Annotated in this window: 14 protein-coding genes and 1 pseudogene; 2 read left to right on the plus strand and 13 right to left on the minus strand. The window is 71.4% G+C overall.

Going from position 1 to position 17,049, the window contains the following annotated elements; all coding sequences use genetic code 11:
* Positions 1–50: 50 nt before the first annotated feature.
* The 6 genes from GTY58_RS34530 to GTY58_RS34555 are packed head-to-tail and all read right to left on the minus strand — an operon-like array spanning position 51 to position 6,619.
* Positions 51–1,349: an amidohydrolase gene (locus GTY58_RS34530; RefSeq protein WP_010988052.1), complete on the minus strand. Its 1,299-nt coding sequence runs from the start codon at positions 1,347–1,349 to the stop codon at positions 51–53.
* Entirely contained in the window at positions 1,346–2,134 is a 789-nt protein-coding gene (locus tag GTY58_RS34535; RefSeq protein ID WP_010988053.1) for a nucleoside phosphorylase, read from the minus strand. The genes GTY58_RS34530 and GTY58_RS34535 overlap by 4 nt, the downstream gene beginning before the upstream one ends.
* Positions 2,131–2,997, minus strand: a complete 867-nt coding sequence (locus GTY58_RS34540; RefSeq protein WP_010988054.1) for an ABC transporter permease — start codon at positions 2,995–2,997, stop codon at positions 2,131–2,133. The genes GTY58_RS34535 and GTY58_RS34540 overlap by 4 nt, the downstream gene beginning before the upstream one ends.
* A complete protein-coding gene (locus GTY58_RS34545) occupies positions 2,997–4,058 on the minus strand; it encodes an ABC transporter permease (RefSeq protein ID WP_010988055.1) in 1,062 nt (353 codons plus the stop codon). The genes GTY58_RS34540 and GTY58_RS34545 overlap by 1 nt, the downstream gene beginning before the upstream one ends.
* A gap of 1 nt (position 4,059) precedes the next feature.
* Positions 4,060–5,589, minus strand: a complete 1,530-nt coding sequence (locus GTY58_RS34550) for an ABC transporter ATP-binding protein (protein WP_010988056.1) — start codon at positions 5,587–5,589, stop codon at positions 4,060–4,062.
* The gene (locus GTY58_RS34555; protein WP_010988057.1) at positions 5,570–6,619 is read right to left on the minus strand and encodes a BMP family ABC transporter substrate-binding protein; all 1,050 of its coding nucleotides are present in this window, start codon (positions 6,617–6,619) and stop codon (positions 5,570–5,572) included. The genes GTY58_RS34550 and GTY58_RS34555 overlap by 20 nt, the downstream gene beginning before the upstream one ends.
* A 307-nt stretch (positions 6,620–6,926) precedes the next feature.
* On the opposite strand from GTY58_RS34555, the gene mtnA reads away from it, so the two are divergent.
* Positions 6,927–7,958, plus strand: coding sequence for an S-methyl-5-thioribose-1-phosphate isomerase (gene mtnA, locus GTY58_RS34560; RefSeq protein ID WP_037646444.1), 1,032 nt, complete (start codon positions 6,927–6,929; stop codon positions 7,956–7,958).
* An 84-nt stretch (positions 7,959–8,042) separates the two neighbouring features.
* Here mtnA and mtnB read toward each other — a convergent pair whose 3' ends face one another.
* Genes mtnB through GTY58_RS34575 form a run of 3 tightly spaced genes read right to left on the minus strand, consistent with a single transcriptional unit; the run spans position 8,043 to position 9,957 of the window.
* Positions 8,043–8,651, minus strand: a complete 609-nt coding sequence (gene mtnB / locus GTY58_RS34565; RefSeq protein WP_010988059.1) for a methylthioribulose 1-phosphate dehydratase — start codon at positions 8,649–8,651, stop codon at positions 8,043–8,045.
* A complete protein-coding gene (gene mtnC, locus GTY58_RS34570) occupies positions 8,648–9,367 on the minus strand; it encodes an acireductone synthase (protein ID WP_010988060.1) in 720 nt (239 codons plus the stop codon). The genes mtnB and mtnC overlap by 4 nt, the downstream gene beginning before the upstream one ends.
* Entirely contained in the window at positions 9,364–9,957 is a 594-nt protein-coding gene (locus GTY58_RS34575) for a cupin domain-containing protein (protein WP_010988061.1), read from the minus strand. The genes mtnC and GTY58_RS34575 overlap by 4 nt, the downstream gene beginning before the upstream one ends.
* Positions 9,958–10,583: 626 nt before the next feature.
* On the opposite strand from GTY58_RS34575, the pseudogene mtnK reads away from it, so the two are divergent.
* Positions 10,584–11,594, plus strand: a pseudogene (gene mtnK, locus GTY58_RS34580) (S-methyl-5-thioribose kinase); the annotation flags it as partial.
* An 89-nt stretch (positions 11,595–11,683) separates the two neighbouring features.
* Here the strand turns inward: mtnK and GTY58_RS34585 are convergent.
* The 4 genes from GTY58_RS34585 to GTY58_RS34600 all read right to left on the minus strand — a co-directional run bounded on the left by GTY58_RS34585 (position 11,684) and on the right by GTY58_RS34600 (position 16,865).
* Positions 11,684–13,300: a glycerol-3-phosphate dehydrogenase/oxidase gene (locus tag GTY58_RS34585; RefSeq protein WP_010988063.1), complete on the minus strand. Its 1,617-nt coding sequence runs from the start codon at positions 13,298–13,300 to the stop codon at positions 11,684–11,686.
* Between the two features lie 8 nt (positions 13,301–13,308).
* Positions 13,309–14,847 (minus strand): glycerol kinase GlpK, encoded by a 1,539-nt coding sequence (glpK, locus tag GTY58_RS34590; protein WP_010988064.1) that lies wholly within the window; start codon positions 14,845–14,847, stop codon positions 13,309–13,311.
* A gap of 107 nt (positions 14,848–14,954) precedes the next feature.
* Entirely contained in the window at positions 14,955–15,749 is a 795-nt protein-coding gene (locus GTY58_RS34595) for an MIP/aquaporin family protein (RefSeq protein ID WP_010988065.1), read from the minus strand.
* 351 nt (positions 15,750–16,100) lie between these two features.
* Positions 16,101–16,865 (minus strand): IclR family transcriptional regulator, encoded by a 765-nt coding sequence (locus GTY58_RS34600; RefSeq protein ID WP_010988066.1) that lies wholly within the window; start codon positions 16,863–16,865, stop codon positions 16,101–16,103.
* Positions 16,866–17,049 lie beyond the last annotated feature (184 nt).

The raw sequence follows: 17,049 nt of genomic DNA on the forward strand, positions 1-17,049 counted from the left end.
CGGCCCATTATGGGGGTTCAGCAGGCTGAACGGGACGGGAAGTCCTCAGCTCAGGCAAGCGCGCCGAGTTCGGCCAGCGCGGCCGCCTCGTCGAGCGAGGTGAGTGTACGGCCGCGCATCAGGATCCTGCCGTCGACCACGGTGTCCCGTACGTCCGGCGCATGCGCGGCGTACGCGAGCAGGGACCACGGGTCGTGCGGTGGGCACAGATGCGGCCGGCCGAGGTCGAGCACGATGAGGTCGGCGCGCTTGCCCGCCTCCAGCGAGCCCAGGTGATCACCGAGCCCCAGCGCGCGGGCCCCCTCGATGGTGGCCATCCGTACGGCCTGCTCGGCGCCCACCGCGGTGGGGTCGCCGCCCGCCTTGTGCACCAGGGCGGCCTGCCGCAAAGCACCCAGCACGTCCAGCGTGTTGGAGCTGACGGCTCCGTCCGTGCCCAGCCCGACGGTGACACCCGCGCTGAGCAGCCGCGGCACCGGTGCGATCCCGCAGCCCAGCTTGAGGTTCGACACCGGACAGTGCGCGACCGAGGTGCCGGTGCGGGCCAGCGCCGCGATCTCGGGACCCGTCAGATCGACGGCGTGCGCGAGCAGCACATCGGGCCCGAGCAGCCCGAGCGAGTCGAGCAGTTCCACCGGACGCTTGCCGTGACGCACCTCGACGGTGGCGACCTCGGTCGCGTTCTCGGCCGCGTGAAGGTGCAGCAGCGCCCCGAACTCCCGGGCCAGCGCGGCGATGTCGAGGAGCTGCCCGGGAGAGAGGGTGTAGGTCGAGTGGGCGAAGAGGACCGGGCGCGTGCCGGGCCGGTGCGCGCGGTCGGCCAGGTCGCGCCGCGCCCACGCCAGTCGGTCCTCGTACGCGATGCCGTCGGCCGGATCCGGTACGTCCATGAAGGTGGGGCCGGTGTGCAGCCGCCAGCCCGACTCCCGCGCCGCACGCTCGGCCGCCTCGTGGAACCAGTACATGTCCAGCGCGGACGTCACCCCGGCCCGTACGCTCTCGGCGACCGCGACCCGTACGGCCGCCGCCACGTTCTTCGGCGACAGCAGCTCGGCCTCCCACTTCAGCATCCGCTCCAGGAAGCGCTGGAGCGTGACGTCGTCCGCGCGGCCGCGCAGCAGCGTCATCGCCAGATGCGTATGGGTGTTGACGAGGCCGGGCAGCACGAGACAGCCCTCGGCGTCGATGTCCTCGGCCGCCGCGTACCGCGTCCGCAGCTCCTGGGCGGGCCCCACCGCGAGGATCTCCCCGGCGCGGACGGCGACCGCCCCGTCCCGTACGAGGGTTCCGGCCTCGTCCACGGTCAGCACGTCACCGCCGTGCACCAGCAGATCGACGGTCTCGCTCATGCGGTGTACTCCTCGGTCCCCTCGGTCCCGGCGGCACCCTGCGCCAGCAGCCGCAGCGCCTCCAGCGACACGACCGCGCCGCGTTCCACGCCCGCCGCCACCACGTCCCGGTGCGGGTCGTAGGCGCCCGTCGTCAGCAGTGCGTCCTCGTCGACCAGTTCGTCGGCGTTCGCGCCGTCCACCACGAGCACCCCGCCCGCGACGAGACCGCGCAGCGAGGCCGTCACGAGCAGCGCGGACAGCTCCATCTCGATCGCGGCGAGCCCGGCCCGGGCGTAGCCGTCGAGCGGGATGAGGCCGGGCTGGAAGGCGGCCCGGGTCCACACGATGCCCCGGTGGTGCGGGGCACCCGTCTCGCGGGCGGCGCGCTGGAGGGCGAGTACCGCCTCCGGCGCGGACACGGCCGGGTACGCGGCCGGCAGCAGCTGCTGTGTCACGCCGTCGTCGCGCACGGCCGCCTCGGCGATGACGAGGTCGCCGTCGCCGATCCCGGGCTTCATCGCGCCCGCCGTGCCGAACCGCACAAACGTGCGGACCCCCGCGTCCGCCAGCTCCTGGAACAGCAGGATCGCGCCGGGACCGCCCACCCCGTGCGAGGCGACCGTGACCGGCAGACCCTTCCAGGCCCCGCGGAACACCCGGTACTCGCGGTGGTACGAGACCTCTTCGGCACCGTCGAGCAGTGCGGCGACGGCCGCGGCGCGCGCCGGGTCGCCGACGACCACGGCGTACGGGGGCAGCCCGGTGCGGGGTATGCGGGTGACGGGCAGCAGGTCCTGCGTCATGAGGTGGCTCCAGTGGCACGGATACGGCGACGGCGGCGGGCCGTCGTGAGGAAGAGGGCGCCGAGGGTGACGACGTACGGCGCGGCGTCGGTCGCCTGCTGCGGCAGGCCGAGGCCCTGAAGGCGGAAGCCGGCCGCCTCGGCGACGCCGAACAGCAGTGCGGCGAGCAGGACCCCGAGCGGCAGCGCACGGCCCAGCATGACCGCGACGACCGCGATCCAGCCGCGTCCCGCCGTCATGTTCTCGGAGAACAACGTCACGTTGCCGAGGGCGAGTTGGGCCCCGGCGAGCCCGCACAGCACACCCGACACGAGCACGGCCGCGTACTGGTACTTCGCCGGGCTCACCCCGAGTGTGGCCGCCGCGTCCGGAGCCTCGCCGACTCCGCGCAGCCGCAGACCCCACCCATGCCGGGACAGCATCAGCGCGGCCACGCCGACCGCCGCCCAGGCGAGGTAGGCGAGCGGCGAGAAGCCGCCGACCAGCGGCAGCCCGGCCAGTGACGGATCGTCGAAAGTGCCCTGCACACCGAAGACCGTACGCAGCAGGAAGCCGGTCAGACCCACGGCCAGGAGATTCATGGCGATGCCGAGGACCACCGCGTCCCCGCGCAGCGTCACCGCGCCGACGGCGAGGATCAGGGAGTATCCGGCGGCGGCGAGTGCCGCGGCCAGGACGCCGAGCCAGGGGCTGCCGGTGAACCAGCTGGTGGCGACGGACGTGAAGCAGCCCATCAGCATCATGCCCTCGAGGCCGATGTTGAAGACGCCCGCGCGCTCGCACAGGGCCCCGCCGAGCGCGGCCAGCAGGATGGGCGTGAGCGCGCGCAGCGCCGACATGAGGAGGTCGGAGTCGAAGAACATCAGGCGAACTCCCCTTGTGCGGACGGCTTCTCGCGCCCTCGCCGGAACCGCGAGAACCGCGGGAACCGCAGCCGGGCCGCCAGGAACACGATGACGATGGCCTGGAGGACCTGGGTCAGCTCGCGCGGCACCTCGGTCGTCCGTTCCATCGAGAGCCCGCCGACCTGGAGGACGGCGAAGAAGAACGACGCGACCACCGTGCCCAGCGGGGCCGCCCCCGCCAGCAGCGCGGCGGTCAGGCCCGTCCAGGTGTGGCCGGGAGCGGTGAGCGAGCCGTCGACGAAGCGGTACGGGAAGCTCAGCACGCCGATCGAGCCGACGAGTCCGGCCAGCGCGCCCGAGACCGCCATCAGACGGAGCGTCAGACCCTTCCGCTCGATGCCCGCATACGCGGCGAAGCGGGAGTTCAGGCCGGTCATCCGGACCTCGTAGCCGATCGCCGTGCGCCGGTCCGCGAACCAGTACGCGGCCGCCGCGAGCGCCACCAGGACCAGCCCGACGGTCACGGTCGACCCGCCGAAGGCGGGCAGCGCGACCCCGTCGGGCAGCTGACGGGTCTGGGGGAGGCTGGAGCCGGGTTCCTTGAGCGGATAACGGGCCAGGTACGAGGCGAACGACGCCGCCGGATAGCTCAGAAGCAGGCTGCTGACCAGGAGCGGAACCCCGAGGTGGTTCTCGCACAGGGCGGCCAGGGCCGCGTAGCCGGCGCCTGCCGCCATGCCGGCGAAGAGGGCGAGCACGACGGTGAGCGGGGCGGGCAGCGGCGCGTACAGGCCGGTGACCGCCGCGGCGATCCCGCCGAGCACCAGCTGGCCGTCCCCGCCCAGGTTGATGAGCCCGGCACGCAGCGGGATCGCCAGCGCGAGCGCCATGCCGAGGACGCTGGTGCCGGTGCTCAGGGTCGAGCCGATGCCGTCCGCGCCGAGCGAGCCGCCGATGACCGCGCCGTAGGCGGCGACCGGGTCGGCGCCCGTGCCCACGAGGAACAGCGCGCCGATGACGACTCCGGCGAGAATCGAGAAGGCGACGGGGGAGCGCAGGGCCCCGGTGATGCGGTTCATGTCAGTCTCCGACCTCTGCCGGTGCGGCGGCTCCCGCCATCGCGAGCCCCAGCGTCCGCTCGTCCGCCTCGTCCTTCGGGTACGTCGCCGTCACCCGGCCCTCGTACATGACGAGCACCCGGTCGGCGAGCCCGCGGATCTCGCTCAGCTCGGCCGAGACCAGGAGTACGGCGTGACCGGCGTCGCGGTAGGCGATCAGCTGGTCGTGGATGTTCTGGACGGCGCCGATGTCGACGCCGCGCGTGGGCTGTTCGACCAGCAGCAGCGGTGCCTCGTGGGCGAGCTCGCGGCCGATCAGCAGCTTCTGGAGATTGCCGCCGGACAGGGCGGACGCGGGCACCTCGGGGGTGGCCGCCTTGATACCGAAGCGCTCGACGAGCCCCAGCGCGTGGGCGCGGACGGCCGCGGCTGACAGCAGTCCCCGGGACGACAGCGACGTTCGGTGGTGCCCCATCGCGAGGTTGTCCGCGACGGACGCGGCGGGCGCGGTGCCGACCGCGTGCCGGTCCTCGGGCACATACGCGAGGCCCCTGGCGCGCCGCTCGGTCGCCGAGGCGTGCGTGATGTCCTCGCCCCGCAGCGTGACCTGCCCGGCGGCGGTCGGCCGCAGCCCGGCCAGTGCCTCGACCAGCTCGCTCTGCCCGTTGCCGGCGACGCCCGCGATACCGACGATCTCGCCCGCGCGGACCGTCAGTTCGACCTCGCGCACGGCGTCCGTGGTGAGCCCCCGCACGCCCAGGACCACGTCGGCCGGTGTGCCCGGCGCGTGGACGCGGTCCAGTTCCACCGCGCGGCCGGTCATCGCGGCCGCGATCTCGTCGGCCGTGGTCCCGGCGGTGCGCAGCCGGGCGACGACCCTGCCGTCCCGCAGCACCGTCACACGGTCGCTGCCTTCGAGGACCTCGCGCAGCTTGTGCGTGACCAGGATGACCGTACGGCCCTCGGCGGCCAGCGACTTGAGCACCGCGAACAGCGCGTCGGCCTCGGCGGGCGTGAGCACCGCGGTCGGCTCGTCGAGGATGAGCGTCCGGGCGCCGCGGTGCAGCAGCTTCAGGATCTCCACCCGCTGGCGCAGACCGACCGGCAGCTCACCGACGCGGGCGTCCGGGTCCACGGCGAGGCCGTGCACCTCGGCGAGTTCGCGCACCCGCCGACGGGCCGCGGACCGGTCCACCAGACCGAAGCGGCGCGGCTCGGCGGCGTACACGACGTTCTCGGCGACCGTCAGCGAGTCGAACAGCTTGAAGCTCTGGTGCACCATGCCGAGCCCGGCGGCCATCGCGGCACCGGGATCGGCGAAGGACACCTCGCGCCCGTCGATCCGGATCGAACCGGCGTCGGGCCGCTCCATGCCGTACAGGACCGACATCAGGGTGGACTTGCCCGCGCCGTTCTCGCCCATCAGGGCGTGGATCTCGCCGCGGCGGACCGTCAGGTCGACGGCGTCGTTGGCGAGGGTGCCGGGGAAACGCTTGGTGATCCCGCGGAGTTCGACGGCCGCCGGGGGAGCGTCACTCGGCGGCGGGGTCATCGACCTTCAGCTCTCCGGCGACGATCCGGTCGCGCAGCGCGGTGACCTTCTTCAGGACGTCCTTGTGCTGGGCGATGACGCACTTGGAGGTGGCCACGCCGTCCTCGAGCCCCGTGAGGCTGATGCCGCCCTCCTTCAGGCCGTACGAGACGGTGGTCCCCGCCTTGCCGCCCAGGACCTGGTCGATGCCCTTCCGCACGGCGACATCGGTCCGCTTGATGACGTTGTCGACGACCGTGCCGGGCGCCGCGACGCACTGGTTGACGTCGACGCCGTACGCGTACGCGCCCTTGGCCTTCGCCGCCTCGAAGACGCCGTAGTTGCCGGCCGCGGCCGCCGCCATGATCTGGTCGTAGCCCTTGGCGAGCAGGGAGTTCGCCTGCTCCTTCGCGCGGGCCGAGTCGTCGAACGGGGACTGGCCGCCGACGAAGCGGGTGGAGGCGGACGTCTTCGCGGCCACCTCCTTGGCGCCGGCCGCGAACGGGTCGCTGTAGCGGCGGAACTGGGGGGTGTCGAGCACGTCCACCGCGCCGACCTTGCCGCTCCTGCTCAGCAGCCCGGCCTCGGCGCCCGCCAGGTACACGCCCTCGTGCTCGCGGAAGACCGCGCAGCTGACGTTCCGATACGTCTTGGTGGTGCACGCGTCGACGATCAGGAACTGCTGCTCGGGGTGCGCCTTCGCCTGCTGCGCGACCACGTCGGCGAACTCGAAGCCGACCAGCACGATCACGTCCGGCTCGGCGTCCACGGCCGCCTGCACGTTCTGCTGCTGCGAGGAGGTGTCGGTGGACTGGTAGACCTTCTGCGTCCCGTCGTGCGCCTCGGCCGCGGCCTTCACCCCGTCGACGGCGAGCTTGAGGAACTCGTTCTGGCCGACGCCGTCGGGAGTGACCAGGGTGAAGGACTTGCCGCCGCTCTTCGCGGTGCCGGAGGCGTCGTTCTTCGCGGCGGCGTTGCAGGCGGTGAGGCCGGTCACGAGGAGCGTGGTGGCAGCGGCGAGCTGGAGGGTACGACGGGATCTGCGGTGCATCGGAGGACCTTCCGGGGGTACGGCAAGGCGCGCTCCGGTGGAGCGCGGGGCGGGGGAGAGCGAGCAGGAGGGCGAACGTCGGCGCTGACGGGTGCGGGTCAGCCGCGACAGAGGTCGCCGGCGCACCGGCCGTGATCGAGGAAGCGGCGCATCGTGAGCAGCACACGTCCTCCTTCGCATCGGCCTTCGGGCTGCGGGTGCTGGACTGTAACACCGGTTTCCGGACACGCGTGCGACTGTCTCGAACTGTGGTTCTTCGAGGTCATGTACGGTTGCGCGCATCTTCGGAACATCAGGAGTGTCTGTTATGTCCCAGAAACTGCGCGCCGTCGACTGGACCGGAAACAGCCTCGCGCTCATCGACCAGACCGTGCTTCCGCACCGTACCGAAACCATCCAAGTCCGTGATGTGGACGGCCTGGTGGACGCGATCCAGCGACTCGTGGTGCGCGGCGCGCCCGCGATCGGGGCGGCGGGCGCGTACGGGGTCGCGCTGGCCGTGCTGGAGGGCGAGCGCGAGGGCTGGGACCGTACGCAGGTCCTTGCGGCGGTCGCCCGGATCCGCGCGGCACGCCCCACCGCGGTGAACCTCATGGTGTGCGTGGACCGCGTGCTGACCCGCTTCGACGAGGGCCTCGACGCGGTGCTCGCGGAGGCCGCGGCGGTGCAGCGCGAGGACGTCGGGGCGAACCGGGCGATGGGGGCGTACGGGGCGGACTGGCTGCTGAAGCGGGTGGCCGCCGACCGTCCGCTCCGCGTCCTGACGCACTGCAACACGGGTGCGCTGGCGACGGCGGGCTGGGGTACGGCGCTCGGTGTGATCCGCGAACTGCACGCGCGCGGACAGCTGGAAGTGGTCTACGCGGACGAGACGCGCCCGCTGCTCCAGGGCTCCCGCCTGACCGCCTGGGAACTCGTCCAGGAGGGCATACCGCACTACGTCCAGGCGGACGGGGCGGCCGCGGGCACGATCCTGCGGGGCGAGGTGGACGCGGCGATCGTCGGCGCGGACCGCATCGCGGCCAACGGCGACACGGCGAACAAGGTGGGCACGGTGGGGGTCGCGCTGGCCTGCGCGTACGCGGGGATCCCGTTCCTCGTGGCCGCTCCCACCACGACGGTGGACCTGTCGACGGCGACGGGCGACGGCATCCACATCGAACTGCGCGGCGAGGCCGAGGTGTTGGAGTGGTCGGGCATCCGGACGGCTCCCGCCGGGTCGCGCGGCCACAACCCGGCGTTCGACGTGACGCCGGGGCGGCTGGTGACGGGGCTGGTGACGGAGCGGGGCGTGCTCGAGGTCTCGGCGGGAGAACTGCCGGGGGAGCACCTGCGGTAGCCGGACCCCCGCCCGCCGCGACGAGGTGTCACCGAGGCGGTGAGGGGCCGGCGGACCGCGCACGGACCCTCGCGGCCGGCCGGGTCACCGCTGCGTGAGCTCCAACTCGAGCAGCCATTCCACGACCTCGGTGTGATGCCGGGCCTGACGAGGGTTCTCGCCCCACACATACAGCCCGTGCCCCGCCACGACCACCGCCGGCATCCGGGGATCGCGCGCCTCCTCGAGACGGTCGCCGAGCACCTTCATGTCCTGGCTGTTGGCGATGACGGGCAGCGTGACCTCGACGTCATGGGCGGGCAGGCCGACGCCCTTCAGCATCTCCAGGTCCCGGAACGCGATGCCGCCCGGCTCGCGGCGGCCCATGGCCACGGAGGCGACCGTGTGCACATGCACGACGGCCCCCGCACCGGTCAGCGCGGCCACGCGCGCGTGCAGCGCGGCCTCCGCGGAGGGCCTGCCCCCGGCGACGGCCGCACCGTCGCCGTCCACCAGGACCACGTCCGCGGGCGTCAGTTCACCCTTGTCGTGGCCGCTCGCCGTGACCGCGAGCCGCAGCGGGTCACGGGACAGGACCACGGACAGGTTGCCCGACGTGCCGCGCATCCAGCCGAAGGAGGCGAAGCGGGCGGACTCGGCGGCCAGGACCGCGCCCGCCCCCTCCAGGTCCGGAACTGACGTGTCGACGGTCATGCGGTGCTCCTTGCGATGGTGATCCCGCCGAACGACCCCGCCTGCGCGTGGTCCCCGACGCCCTGCTCGTAGTACGGCTCTCCGGGCCGCCGGACACCGACGGTCCGCCAGCCCGCGGCGCGGGCCGCGTCCAGCTCGCCCGGCCGGTCGGAGAGGAAGAGGATCCGGTCGGCCCCGGTGCCCAGCGCCGCCGCGATCGTCCGGTACGACTCCGGCTCCTGCTTCGGCCCCGCGTTCTCGGTGTCGTACAACCCCTCGACCAGCGGCAGCAGATCGCCCTCGGGGCTCGACCTGAACCACGCGCGCTGCGCGGCCACCGAACCCGACGAGTACACATGCAGGCGCACTCCCGCCGCGTGCCACGCGCGCAGCGCCGGCACCACGTCGTCGTAGAAGTGCGACACCAGCTCGCCCCGGGCGAAGCCCTCGGACCAGACGAGGCCCTGAAGGGTCTTCAGCGGCGTGGCCTTGCGGTCGTCGTCGAGCCACTCGTTCAGCGCCTTCTCGACGCGTACGGCATCGGCGTCCGGCTCGCCGAGCAACTCCCGTACCTGCGCCACCGCCCGCGCCACCTCCGGATCACCGCTCCGCTCGGTGAGCAGTGCTCCGAAACGAGAGCGCGAGTACGGGTAGAGCACGTCCACGACGAACCCCGTGGCGCTCGTGGTGCCCTCGATGTCGAGCACCACGGAGTCGATGTCGAAGACCGAACTCATGCGGCAGAACCCACGTGACCGGCGTGGATCGTGTCGTAGTCCGGGAACCGGGACGCGATGGTGGAGCCGGTGAAGCTGCCGATCCAGCCGTCCTCCTCGTGGAAGAAGCGGATCGCGGTGAAGGCGGGCCGCGTCCCCATGTCGAACCAGTGCGTCGTACCGCGCGGCACGCCCAGCAGGTCGCCCTTCTCGCAGTACACGGCGTGGACCTCGCCGTTCACATGCAGATAGAAGATCCCGGAGCCCGAGACGAAGAAGCGGACCTCGTCATCGTCGTCGTGCGTGTGCTCCTGGAGGAACTTCGCGCGCGCGGCCTTCGCCTTCACCGGGTACTCCGGGTCGTCGCTCGGGTGCAGCCCGAGCACATCGACCGTGGTGAAGCCCTCCTCGGCGTTCAACCGGTCGATCTCCGGGCCGTACGCGGCGAACACCGTGTCGCTGTCCGCGTCCGCCGGCACGTCCGCGCGGACCGGCCACTGCTCGTAGCGGACCCCGAGCGGCGCGAGCGCGGCGGCGATCTCGGCGGGGTCGGAGGTGCGGCGCACCACGGTCTCCGGTCCGGACTCGGGCCAGGTCGTCAGCAGGGTCATGGGAGCAACTCCAGGGTGCTGGAAGGGATGTCCGAATGCCGAGACGGGCATCCGGGCGCAAGCGAGGGGGAAGGGGGCGGCGCCGCGCCCCGCGCGGGAGGCGAAAAGCCGGAGATCGGGTGGCCGGAAAGCCTGTGATCAGCCGCGACACACCGCGCCGGTACAGCGTCGCATCGCTGTCGCGCCTGGTGTTGTCGTCATCGGAGCCTCACTGTCCCGGGTCGGGTGCCGGTCCCGTGATGGTAACTCCCGGCGGCCGGACGGCCGAGTGTGACGAAGTTGTTGTCTCAACTACTGAGAAACCGGGTCTCGATCTTTGACGCGTGGCTGGAAACGTTCTCATGATCTGGGTATGAAGGCGCTGCTGCTCGTGCGGCGGCTGTACGTGGACTTGCTCCGGTCAACCACAGCCCGCTGTCGCTGACCTGACCCGGAGCGCCCGAAAGCGCCCGCGCCCGCCGTGAGTTCCCCGTGTACCGGCGAGGCCCTGCCGCGTACGCCTCGCACGCGGCCCTGGCGTGATTCCTCCCCTGCCGCTCCGGACCGGCACTCCCTCTTCATCCTCTTCGCCCCGCCCTGGAGCGCCTCATGTCCCGTACCCGCCTGCCCGTCGCCGCGCTCTCACTAAGCAGGCCCTGCCCTGGGTGCGGGTGGCGGGCCCCTCCTGGCCGATGAGCCCCGAGCGCGCCGACGCCGAGGCCCGGGCCTACGAGCAGGTCGCCGGGGTCGCACCGGACAAGATCCCGGCGATCCACGGCTACGACGGCGAGAACCACGCCCTCGTCATGGAGGACATGTCCGACCTGGAGGTCCTGCGCACGGTCCTCAACGAGGGCGCCGCGTACGGCCCCGACACCTCGCGCCGCATCGGCGAGTTCGTCGCCCAGCTCTCCTTCGCGACCAGCGGCTTCGGCATGCCGTCAGCCGAGCGCAAGGCGCTGATCGCGGCCTGTGTCAGCCCCGAGCTGTGCAAGATCACCGAGGACGTGGTCCTCTCCGAGCCGTACATCGAACACGAGCACAACCACTGGCACCCCGGACTCGACGACCTGGCGGCCGCGTTCCGCGCCGACCCGCGCCTGCGCACCGAGGTCGCCGACCTCCGCCACGTCTTCATGACGAGCGCGCAGGCCCCGCTCCACGGTGACCTCCACACGGGCAGCGTCATGGTGGGCGAGCGCGACGGCGCCCCGGTCGTCCGGGTCTTCGACCCCGAGTTCTCCTTCGTCGGCCCGATCGGCTTCGACCTCGGGCTGTACTGGGCGAACACCCTGGTGTCGCAGGAGCGGGCGCGGGCCCTCGGCACGCTCACCGATCACGGTGAGCAACTCCGGCTGTCCTGGGAAGCGTTCGCGGCTCAGTTCCGCCGGCTGTGGCCGACCCGCGTCGACACCTTCTTCGACGACGCCTATCTCGACCGCTTCCTCGACCGCGTGTGGGCCGAGTCGCTGGGCTTCGCCGGTACGGAGATCGTCCGCCGCGTCATCGGCTTCGCCCACCTCACCGACCTGACAACGCTCCCGGACCCGGTACCGGCGTCCCGCCGGGCGCTGCTCCTGGGCCGGGAACTGATCGTGCGACGTGCCGAGTTGACGGGACCGGACGACGTACGGGCCGTGGTGGCGTCGCTGTCCTGAAGCAGCCGGCGGGCTACGCGAGTCCGAGACGTCCGCGATACGGGCAGGGGCGGCCCCGTAGGAGCCGCCCCTGCCCGTATCGCGGGTGGTTACTTCTTGTCGAGCAGGTCCTGCACCTTGCCCCGGACCTCGTCCGTGGCGAGGCCGCGGATCGTCAGCGTCGTACGGCGGCGCAGCACGTCGTCCGCCGTCTCGGCCCACTCGTTGTCCCGGGCGTAGACGACCTGCGCCCAGATCTCCGGGGCGTCCTGGTGGACGCGCTCGCCGAGCTCCGGGTTGTCGTTCGCCAGGCGCGCGATGTCGAAGGCGAGCGAACCGTAGTGCGTGGCCAGGTGCTTGGCCGTGTCGGCGGCCATGCGCGGGCCGGGCGCCGGGCCGTCGACCAGCAGCCGGTGGGCGACCGCGCGCGGGTTGGCGACACCCGGCAGCGGCAGCTTCTTCGGCAGCTCGTTGATCGGCTCGAAGTCCTCACCGAGCGGATGGCCCGGCAGCGACTCCAGCTTCTTCATGACCGTACGGCCGATGTGGCGGAAGGTGGTCCACTTGCCGCCCGCGACGGACAGCATCCCGCCGCGGCCCTCGGTGACGACCGTCTCGCGCTTGGCCTTCGAGGTGTCGCCGGGACCGCCGGGCAGCACCCGCAGACCGGCGAAGGAGTACGTGATCAGGTCACGGGAGAGCTGCTGGTCGCGGATCGAGAACGCGGCCTCGTCCAGTATCTGGGCGATGTCCTTCTCGTTGACCGCGACGTCGCCCGGCTCGCCCTCGTACTCCTCGTCGGTCGTGCCGAGCAGCAGCATGTCCTCCCAGGGGAGGGCGAAGGTGATCCGGTACTTGTCGATCGGGGTGGCCAGCGCCGCCTTCCAGGGCGAGGTGCGCTTCAGCACCAGGTGCGCGCCCTTGGAGAGGCGGATGGACGGAGCCGCGTCCGGGTTCTCCATCCTGCGCAGGTGGTCGACCCACGGGCCGGTCGCGTTGAGGACGAGGCGCGCGTTGACGCCGAACTCCTCGCCGTTCGTCCGGTCCTTGAGCTCCGCGCCCGTGACCCGGCCCCTGGTGAAGCGCAGGCCGGTGACCTCGGCGTGGTTGAGGACGACGGCGCCCGACTCGACGGCCGCGCGGACCGTCATCAGGGCCATCCGCGAGTCGTTCATCTGGTCGTCGCCGTACACGGCCACGGCCTTCAGGTTCTCGGTGCGTAGCTCCGGCACGTCCTGCGCGGCCTTCGAGGGGCCGAGCAGGTGCCCCACGCCGTCGCCGAACGCCGACAGCGCGGAGTACGCGAAGACGCCTGCCCCGAGCTTCGCCGCGCCGTGCGGCCCGCCCTTGTACACGGGGAGGTAGAACGTGAGCGGGTTCGCCAGGTGGGGGGCCACCTGGCGGGAGACCGCACGGCGCTCGAAGTGGTTCTCCGCCACCAGCTTCACCGCGCCGGTCTGCAGGTAGCGCAGACCGCCGTGGAGAAGCTTGGAGGAGGCGGAGGAGGTGGCGCCGGCGAAGTCGCCGGCGTCGACCAGGGCCACCCTCAGCCCGGACTGCGCGGCATGCCAGGCGGTGGAGATGCCGAGGATGCCGCCGCCGATGACGAGGAGGTCGTACGTCGCCTTGGAAAGCTGCTCCCGGGTCTCGGCGCGGCTCGGGTTGGAGCCGGAGGCCGGGTGCGTACCGAGGGCAGGCACGGACTGAAGGGTGGGCTGACTGGTCATGCGGGTTCTTACTCCTCGTCCTCGATCCAGCCCATGGTCCGCTCGACGGCCTTGAGCCAGCTCTTGTACTCACGGTCGCGGGTCTCCGCGGCCATGTTCGGGGTCCACTCCGCGGCCCTGCGCCAGTTGGCCCGCAGGTCCTCGGTGTTGGTCCAGAAGCCGACGGCGAGACCGGCGGCGTAGGCGGCGCCGAGGCAGGTGGTCTCGGCGACCATCGGACGCACCACCGGCGCGTCCAGGAAGTCCGAGAGCGTCTGCATCAGCAGGTTGTTGGAGGTCATGCCGCCGTCGACCTTGAGGGCCGCGAGCTCGACGCCGGAGTCCTTCGTCATGGCGTCGGTGATCTCGCGGGTCTGCCAGGCCGTGGCCTCCAGGACGGCGCGCGCGATGTGCGCCTTGGTGACGTACCGGGTGAGACCGGCGATCACACCGCGGGCGTCGGAGCGCCAGTACGGGGCGAACAGACCGGAGAAGGCCGGCACGAAGTAGGCGCCGCCGTTGTCCTCGACCGACGACGCGAGCGTCTCGATCTCGGCGGCGGACTTGATCAGGCCCATCTGGTCGCGCATCCACTGCACGAGCGAACCGGTGACGGCGATGGAACCCTCGAGGGCGTAGACCGGCTTCTGGTCGCCGATCTGGTAGCCCACGGTGGTCAGCAGCCCGCTGTACGAGTTGATGATCTTGTCACCGGTGTTCATCAGCATGAACGTGCCGGTGCCGTACGTGGACTTGGCCTCGCCCTCGGAGAAACAGGTCTGGCCGAACAGGGCCGCCTGCTGGTCGCCGAGCGCGGAGGCGACGGGGATGCCGCCGAGCAGGTCGCCGAGCTTGCCGCCGGTGATCTCGCCGTACACCTCGGCGGAGGAGCGGATCTCGGGCAGCATCGCCAGCGGGACACCGATGGACTCGGCGATCTTGTCGTCCCACTGCATGGTGTGCAGGTTCATCAGCATGGTGCGGGAGGCGTTGGTGACGTCGGTGACGTGCTTGCCGCCGTTGACACCACCCGTCAGGTTCCAGATGACCCAGGTGTCCATGGTGCCGAAGAGGATGTCGCCGGCTTCGGCGCGCTCGCGCAGGCCCTCGACGTTGTCCAGCAGCCAGCGGGCCTTCGGGCCGGCGAAGTACGACGCGAGCGGCAGGCCGGTCTCGCGGCGGAAGCGGTCCTGGCCGACGTTGCGGCCGAGTTCCTTGCAGAGCGCGTCGGTGCGGGTGTCCTGCCAGACGAGGGCGTTGTGGACGGGCTCACCGGTGTTCTTGTCCCAGAGCAGCGTGGTCTCGCGCTGGTTGGTGATGCCGATGGCCTTGATGTCGTCGCGGGTGATGCCGGCCTTCTCGACGGCTCCGGCGACGACCTCCTGGACGTTGGTCCAGATCTCGGCGGCGTTGTGCTCGACCCAGCCCGGCTTCGGGAAGATCTGCTCGTGCTCCTTCTGGTCGACGGAGACGATACGGCCGTCCCGGTCGAAGACGATGCAACGGCTGGACGTGGTGCCCTGGTCGATCGCGGCGATGAAGGGGCCGGCGGTGTGTGCGTCGGTCACGGTGTGCTCCTGAAAGGTCCGTATGAAAGGGGCTGTATCTACGGCGCGGTGCTTCGAGCGGTGCTGTGGTGCGAGCGGCTCTCGAGCGAGTGCTTCCAGCGGTGCTGTTATGCGAAGGCGACGTTGTATATGCCTGCGGCTATCGCGGCGCCGATCAGCGGGCCGACAACCGGGATCCAGGCGTAGCTCCAGTCGGAACCACCCTTGTTGGGCAGGGGGAGCAGGGCGTGCACGATACGCGGACCGAGGTCACGGGCCGGGTTGATCGCGTAGCCGGTCGGGCCACCGAGGGAGAGGCCGATGCTGACGACCACGAGCGAGGTGATCAGGGCGCCGATGGTGCCGAGGCCGTTGCCGTTGTCGTTCAGGCCCTGCGTGAGGATCGCGAGCACGAGGACGACGGTGCCGATGATCTCGGTGGCGAGGTTCTGCACCACGTTCCGGACCTCGGGGCCGGTGGAGAAGACGCCGAGCACGGGGCCGGCTCCCGTCTCCTGGGCCTCTACGGCCTTGGTCTTGGTGGCCTGTGCGCCCGGACCGCCGACGATCTCGTGGTCGGTGAGGTGCGCGTGGAACTGGCCGTAGTAGGCGACCCAGACCAGGGCGGCACCGATCATGGCGCCCAGCAGCTGTCCCGCCCAGTAGGTGGGGACGTTGCTCCAGTCGTTGTCCTTGATCGCGAGCGCGAGCGTCACGGCCGGATTGAGGTGGGCACCGGAAAGCGGCGCCGAGATGTAGACCGCGGTCAGAACCGCGAAGCCCCACCCGAAGGTGATGGCGAGCCAGCCGGCGTTGCGCGCCTTGGAGGCCTTCAGCGTGACGGCGGCGCACACGCCACCACCCAGCAGGATGAGTACGGCGGTACCGATGGTCTCGCCGATGAAGATGTCGGAGCTGGACACCCGCGACTCCTTTGTCCTTCGTCCAGGGGAAGCCGAACCCCGGGTCCCTCCGGTGGTTCGTGCTCTCAGGGAGAGAGAGCGATACGGCCCTTGGCGTTGCCACACTCTAACGCGTATTGCCGGTAGGTGTTCGACAATGCCGACCGATGGACGGGAGTCTTGCTTCCGCGTTACCAGCACGTCAAGAGCTCTGTTATCGAAAGCACGATCGTTATTGATCGCCACGAGTTATCGATCTTGAGGTGGCACGACGAAGGCCGGGACGCCCTTGGCATCCCGGCCTTTTCCTGTACGAACCTCAGAACCGCGCGGGGTCCCGCACGAACCGCGGAGCCGCGCGGCGTACGGACCTCAGAACCGCCCCGCGCCCAGATCCCGTGACACCGCCCGGGCGCAGTCCCGGACCGCCGCGATCAGGTCCGGACGCAGCTGCCCGTCCTTGCAGACCCGCTCCACGGCCCCGGTGATGCCCACCGCGCCGACCGGCATCCGCCGCCGGTTGTGGATCGGTGCGGAGACCGAGGCGACCCCCGTCCAGGTCTCCTCGACATCGTCCGCGTACCCGCGCGCGCGGGTCAGGTCGAGCACGCCCTCGAACTGGTCCAGCTCACTGATCGTGCGCGGCGTGAACACCTTGCGCTCGGCCTCCAGGACCTCGCTGTGCGCCACCGGGTCGTAGGCCGAGAGGACCTTGCCGAGCGCCGTGGAGTGCAGCGGCTGCATGGCCCCGACCTCCAGCACCTGCCGGCTGTCGTCGGGCCGGAAGACGTGGTGCACGATCAGTACGCCCTGCTGGTGCAGCACGCCCAGATAGACGCTCTCGCCGCTGGAGCGGGCCAGGTCGTCCGTCCACACCAGGGCGCGCGCCCGCAGCTCGTGCACATCGAGATACGTGGTGCCGAGGCGCAGCAGCTCGGCGCCCAGCTGGTAGCGCCCCGAGGCCGCCTCCTGCTCGACGAACCCCTCCTGCTGCAGCGTGCGCAGTATGCCGTGGGCCGTGCCCTTGGCGAGGCCCAGCGACGAGGCGATGTCCGAGAGGCCGAGCCGTCGCTCGCCGCCCGCGAGCAGCCGCAGCATCGCGGCCGCCCGTTCGAGCGACTGGATGTTCCGTGCCATCCCCGTCCTGCCCTCCGTCCCCTCGGCCGTCGGTCGGCGTTCGTATACCGCCCCGTTCGGCAATGTCGAACACTACCGTCCGCTGTCGACCTCTCGCCAATGGCTCGGCGCCGGCTGTTTCGCCTGAACCCCCACATGGCACACATACGGCACACCCGTCCGGCCCGTGGACGCCCCTGACCGT

The organism is Streptomyces sp. SID5469, from assembly GCF_009862865.1.
Lineage (GTDB): Bacteria > Actinomycetota > Actinomycetes > Streptomycetales > Streptomycetaceae > Streptomyces > Streptomyces avermitilis.

Excerpts from the sequence above, each read along its gene's own strand:
- GTY58_RS34530 (WP_010988052.1), bottom strand. The coding sequence starts at position 1,349 with ATGAGCGAGACCGTCGATCTGCTGGTGCACGGCGGTGACGTGCTGACC.
- GTY58_RS34535 (WP_010988053.1), bottom strand. The coding sequence starts at position 2,134 with ATGACGCAGGACCTGCTGCCCGTCACCCGCATACCCCGCACCGGGCTG.
- GTY58_RS34540 (WP_010988054.1), bottom strand. The coding sequence starts at position 2,997 with ATGTTCTTCGACTCCGACCTCCTCATGTCGGCGCTGCGCGCGCTCACG.
- GTY58_RS34545 (WP_010988055.1), bottom strand. The coding sequence starts at position 4,058 with ATGAACCGCATCACCGGGGCCCTGCGCTCCCCCGTCGCCTTCTCGATT.
- GTY58_RS34550 (WP_010988056.1), bottom strand. The coding sequence starts at position 5,589 with ATGACCCCGCCGCCGAGTGACGCTCCCCCGGCGGCCGTCGAACTCCGC.
- GTY58_RS34555 (WP_010988057.1), bottom strand. The coding sequence starts at position 6,619 with ATGCACCGCAGATCCCGTCGTACCCTCCAGCTCGCCGCTGCCACCACG.
- mtnA (WP_037646444.1), top strand. The coding sequence starts at position 6,927 with ATGTCCCAGAAACTGCGCGCCGTCGACTGGACCGGAAACAGCCTCGCG.
- mtnB (WP_010988059.1), bottom strand. The coding sequence starts at position 8,651 with ATGACCGTCGACACGTCAGTTCCGGACCTGGAGGGGGCGGGCGCGGTC.
- mtnC (WP_010988060.1), bottom strand. The coding sequence starts at position 9,367 with ATGAGTTCGGTCTTCGACATCGACTCCGTGGTGCTCGACATCGAGGGC.
- GTY58_RS34575 (WP_010988061.1), bottom strand. The coding sequence starts at position 9,957 with ATGACCCTGCTGACGACCTGGCCCGAGTCCGGACCGGAGACCGTGGTG.
- GTY58_RS34585 (WP_010988063.1), bottom strand. The coding sequence starts at position 13,300 with ATGACCAGTCAGCCCACCCTTCAGTCCGTGCCTGCCCTCGGTACGCAC.
- GTY58_RS34600 (WP_010988066.1), bottom strand. The coding sequence starts at position 16,865 with ATGGCACGGAACATCCAGTCGCTCGAACGGGCGGCCGCGATGCTGCGG.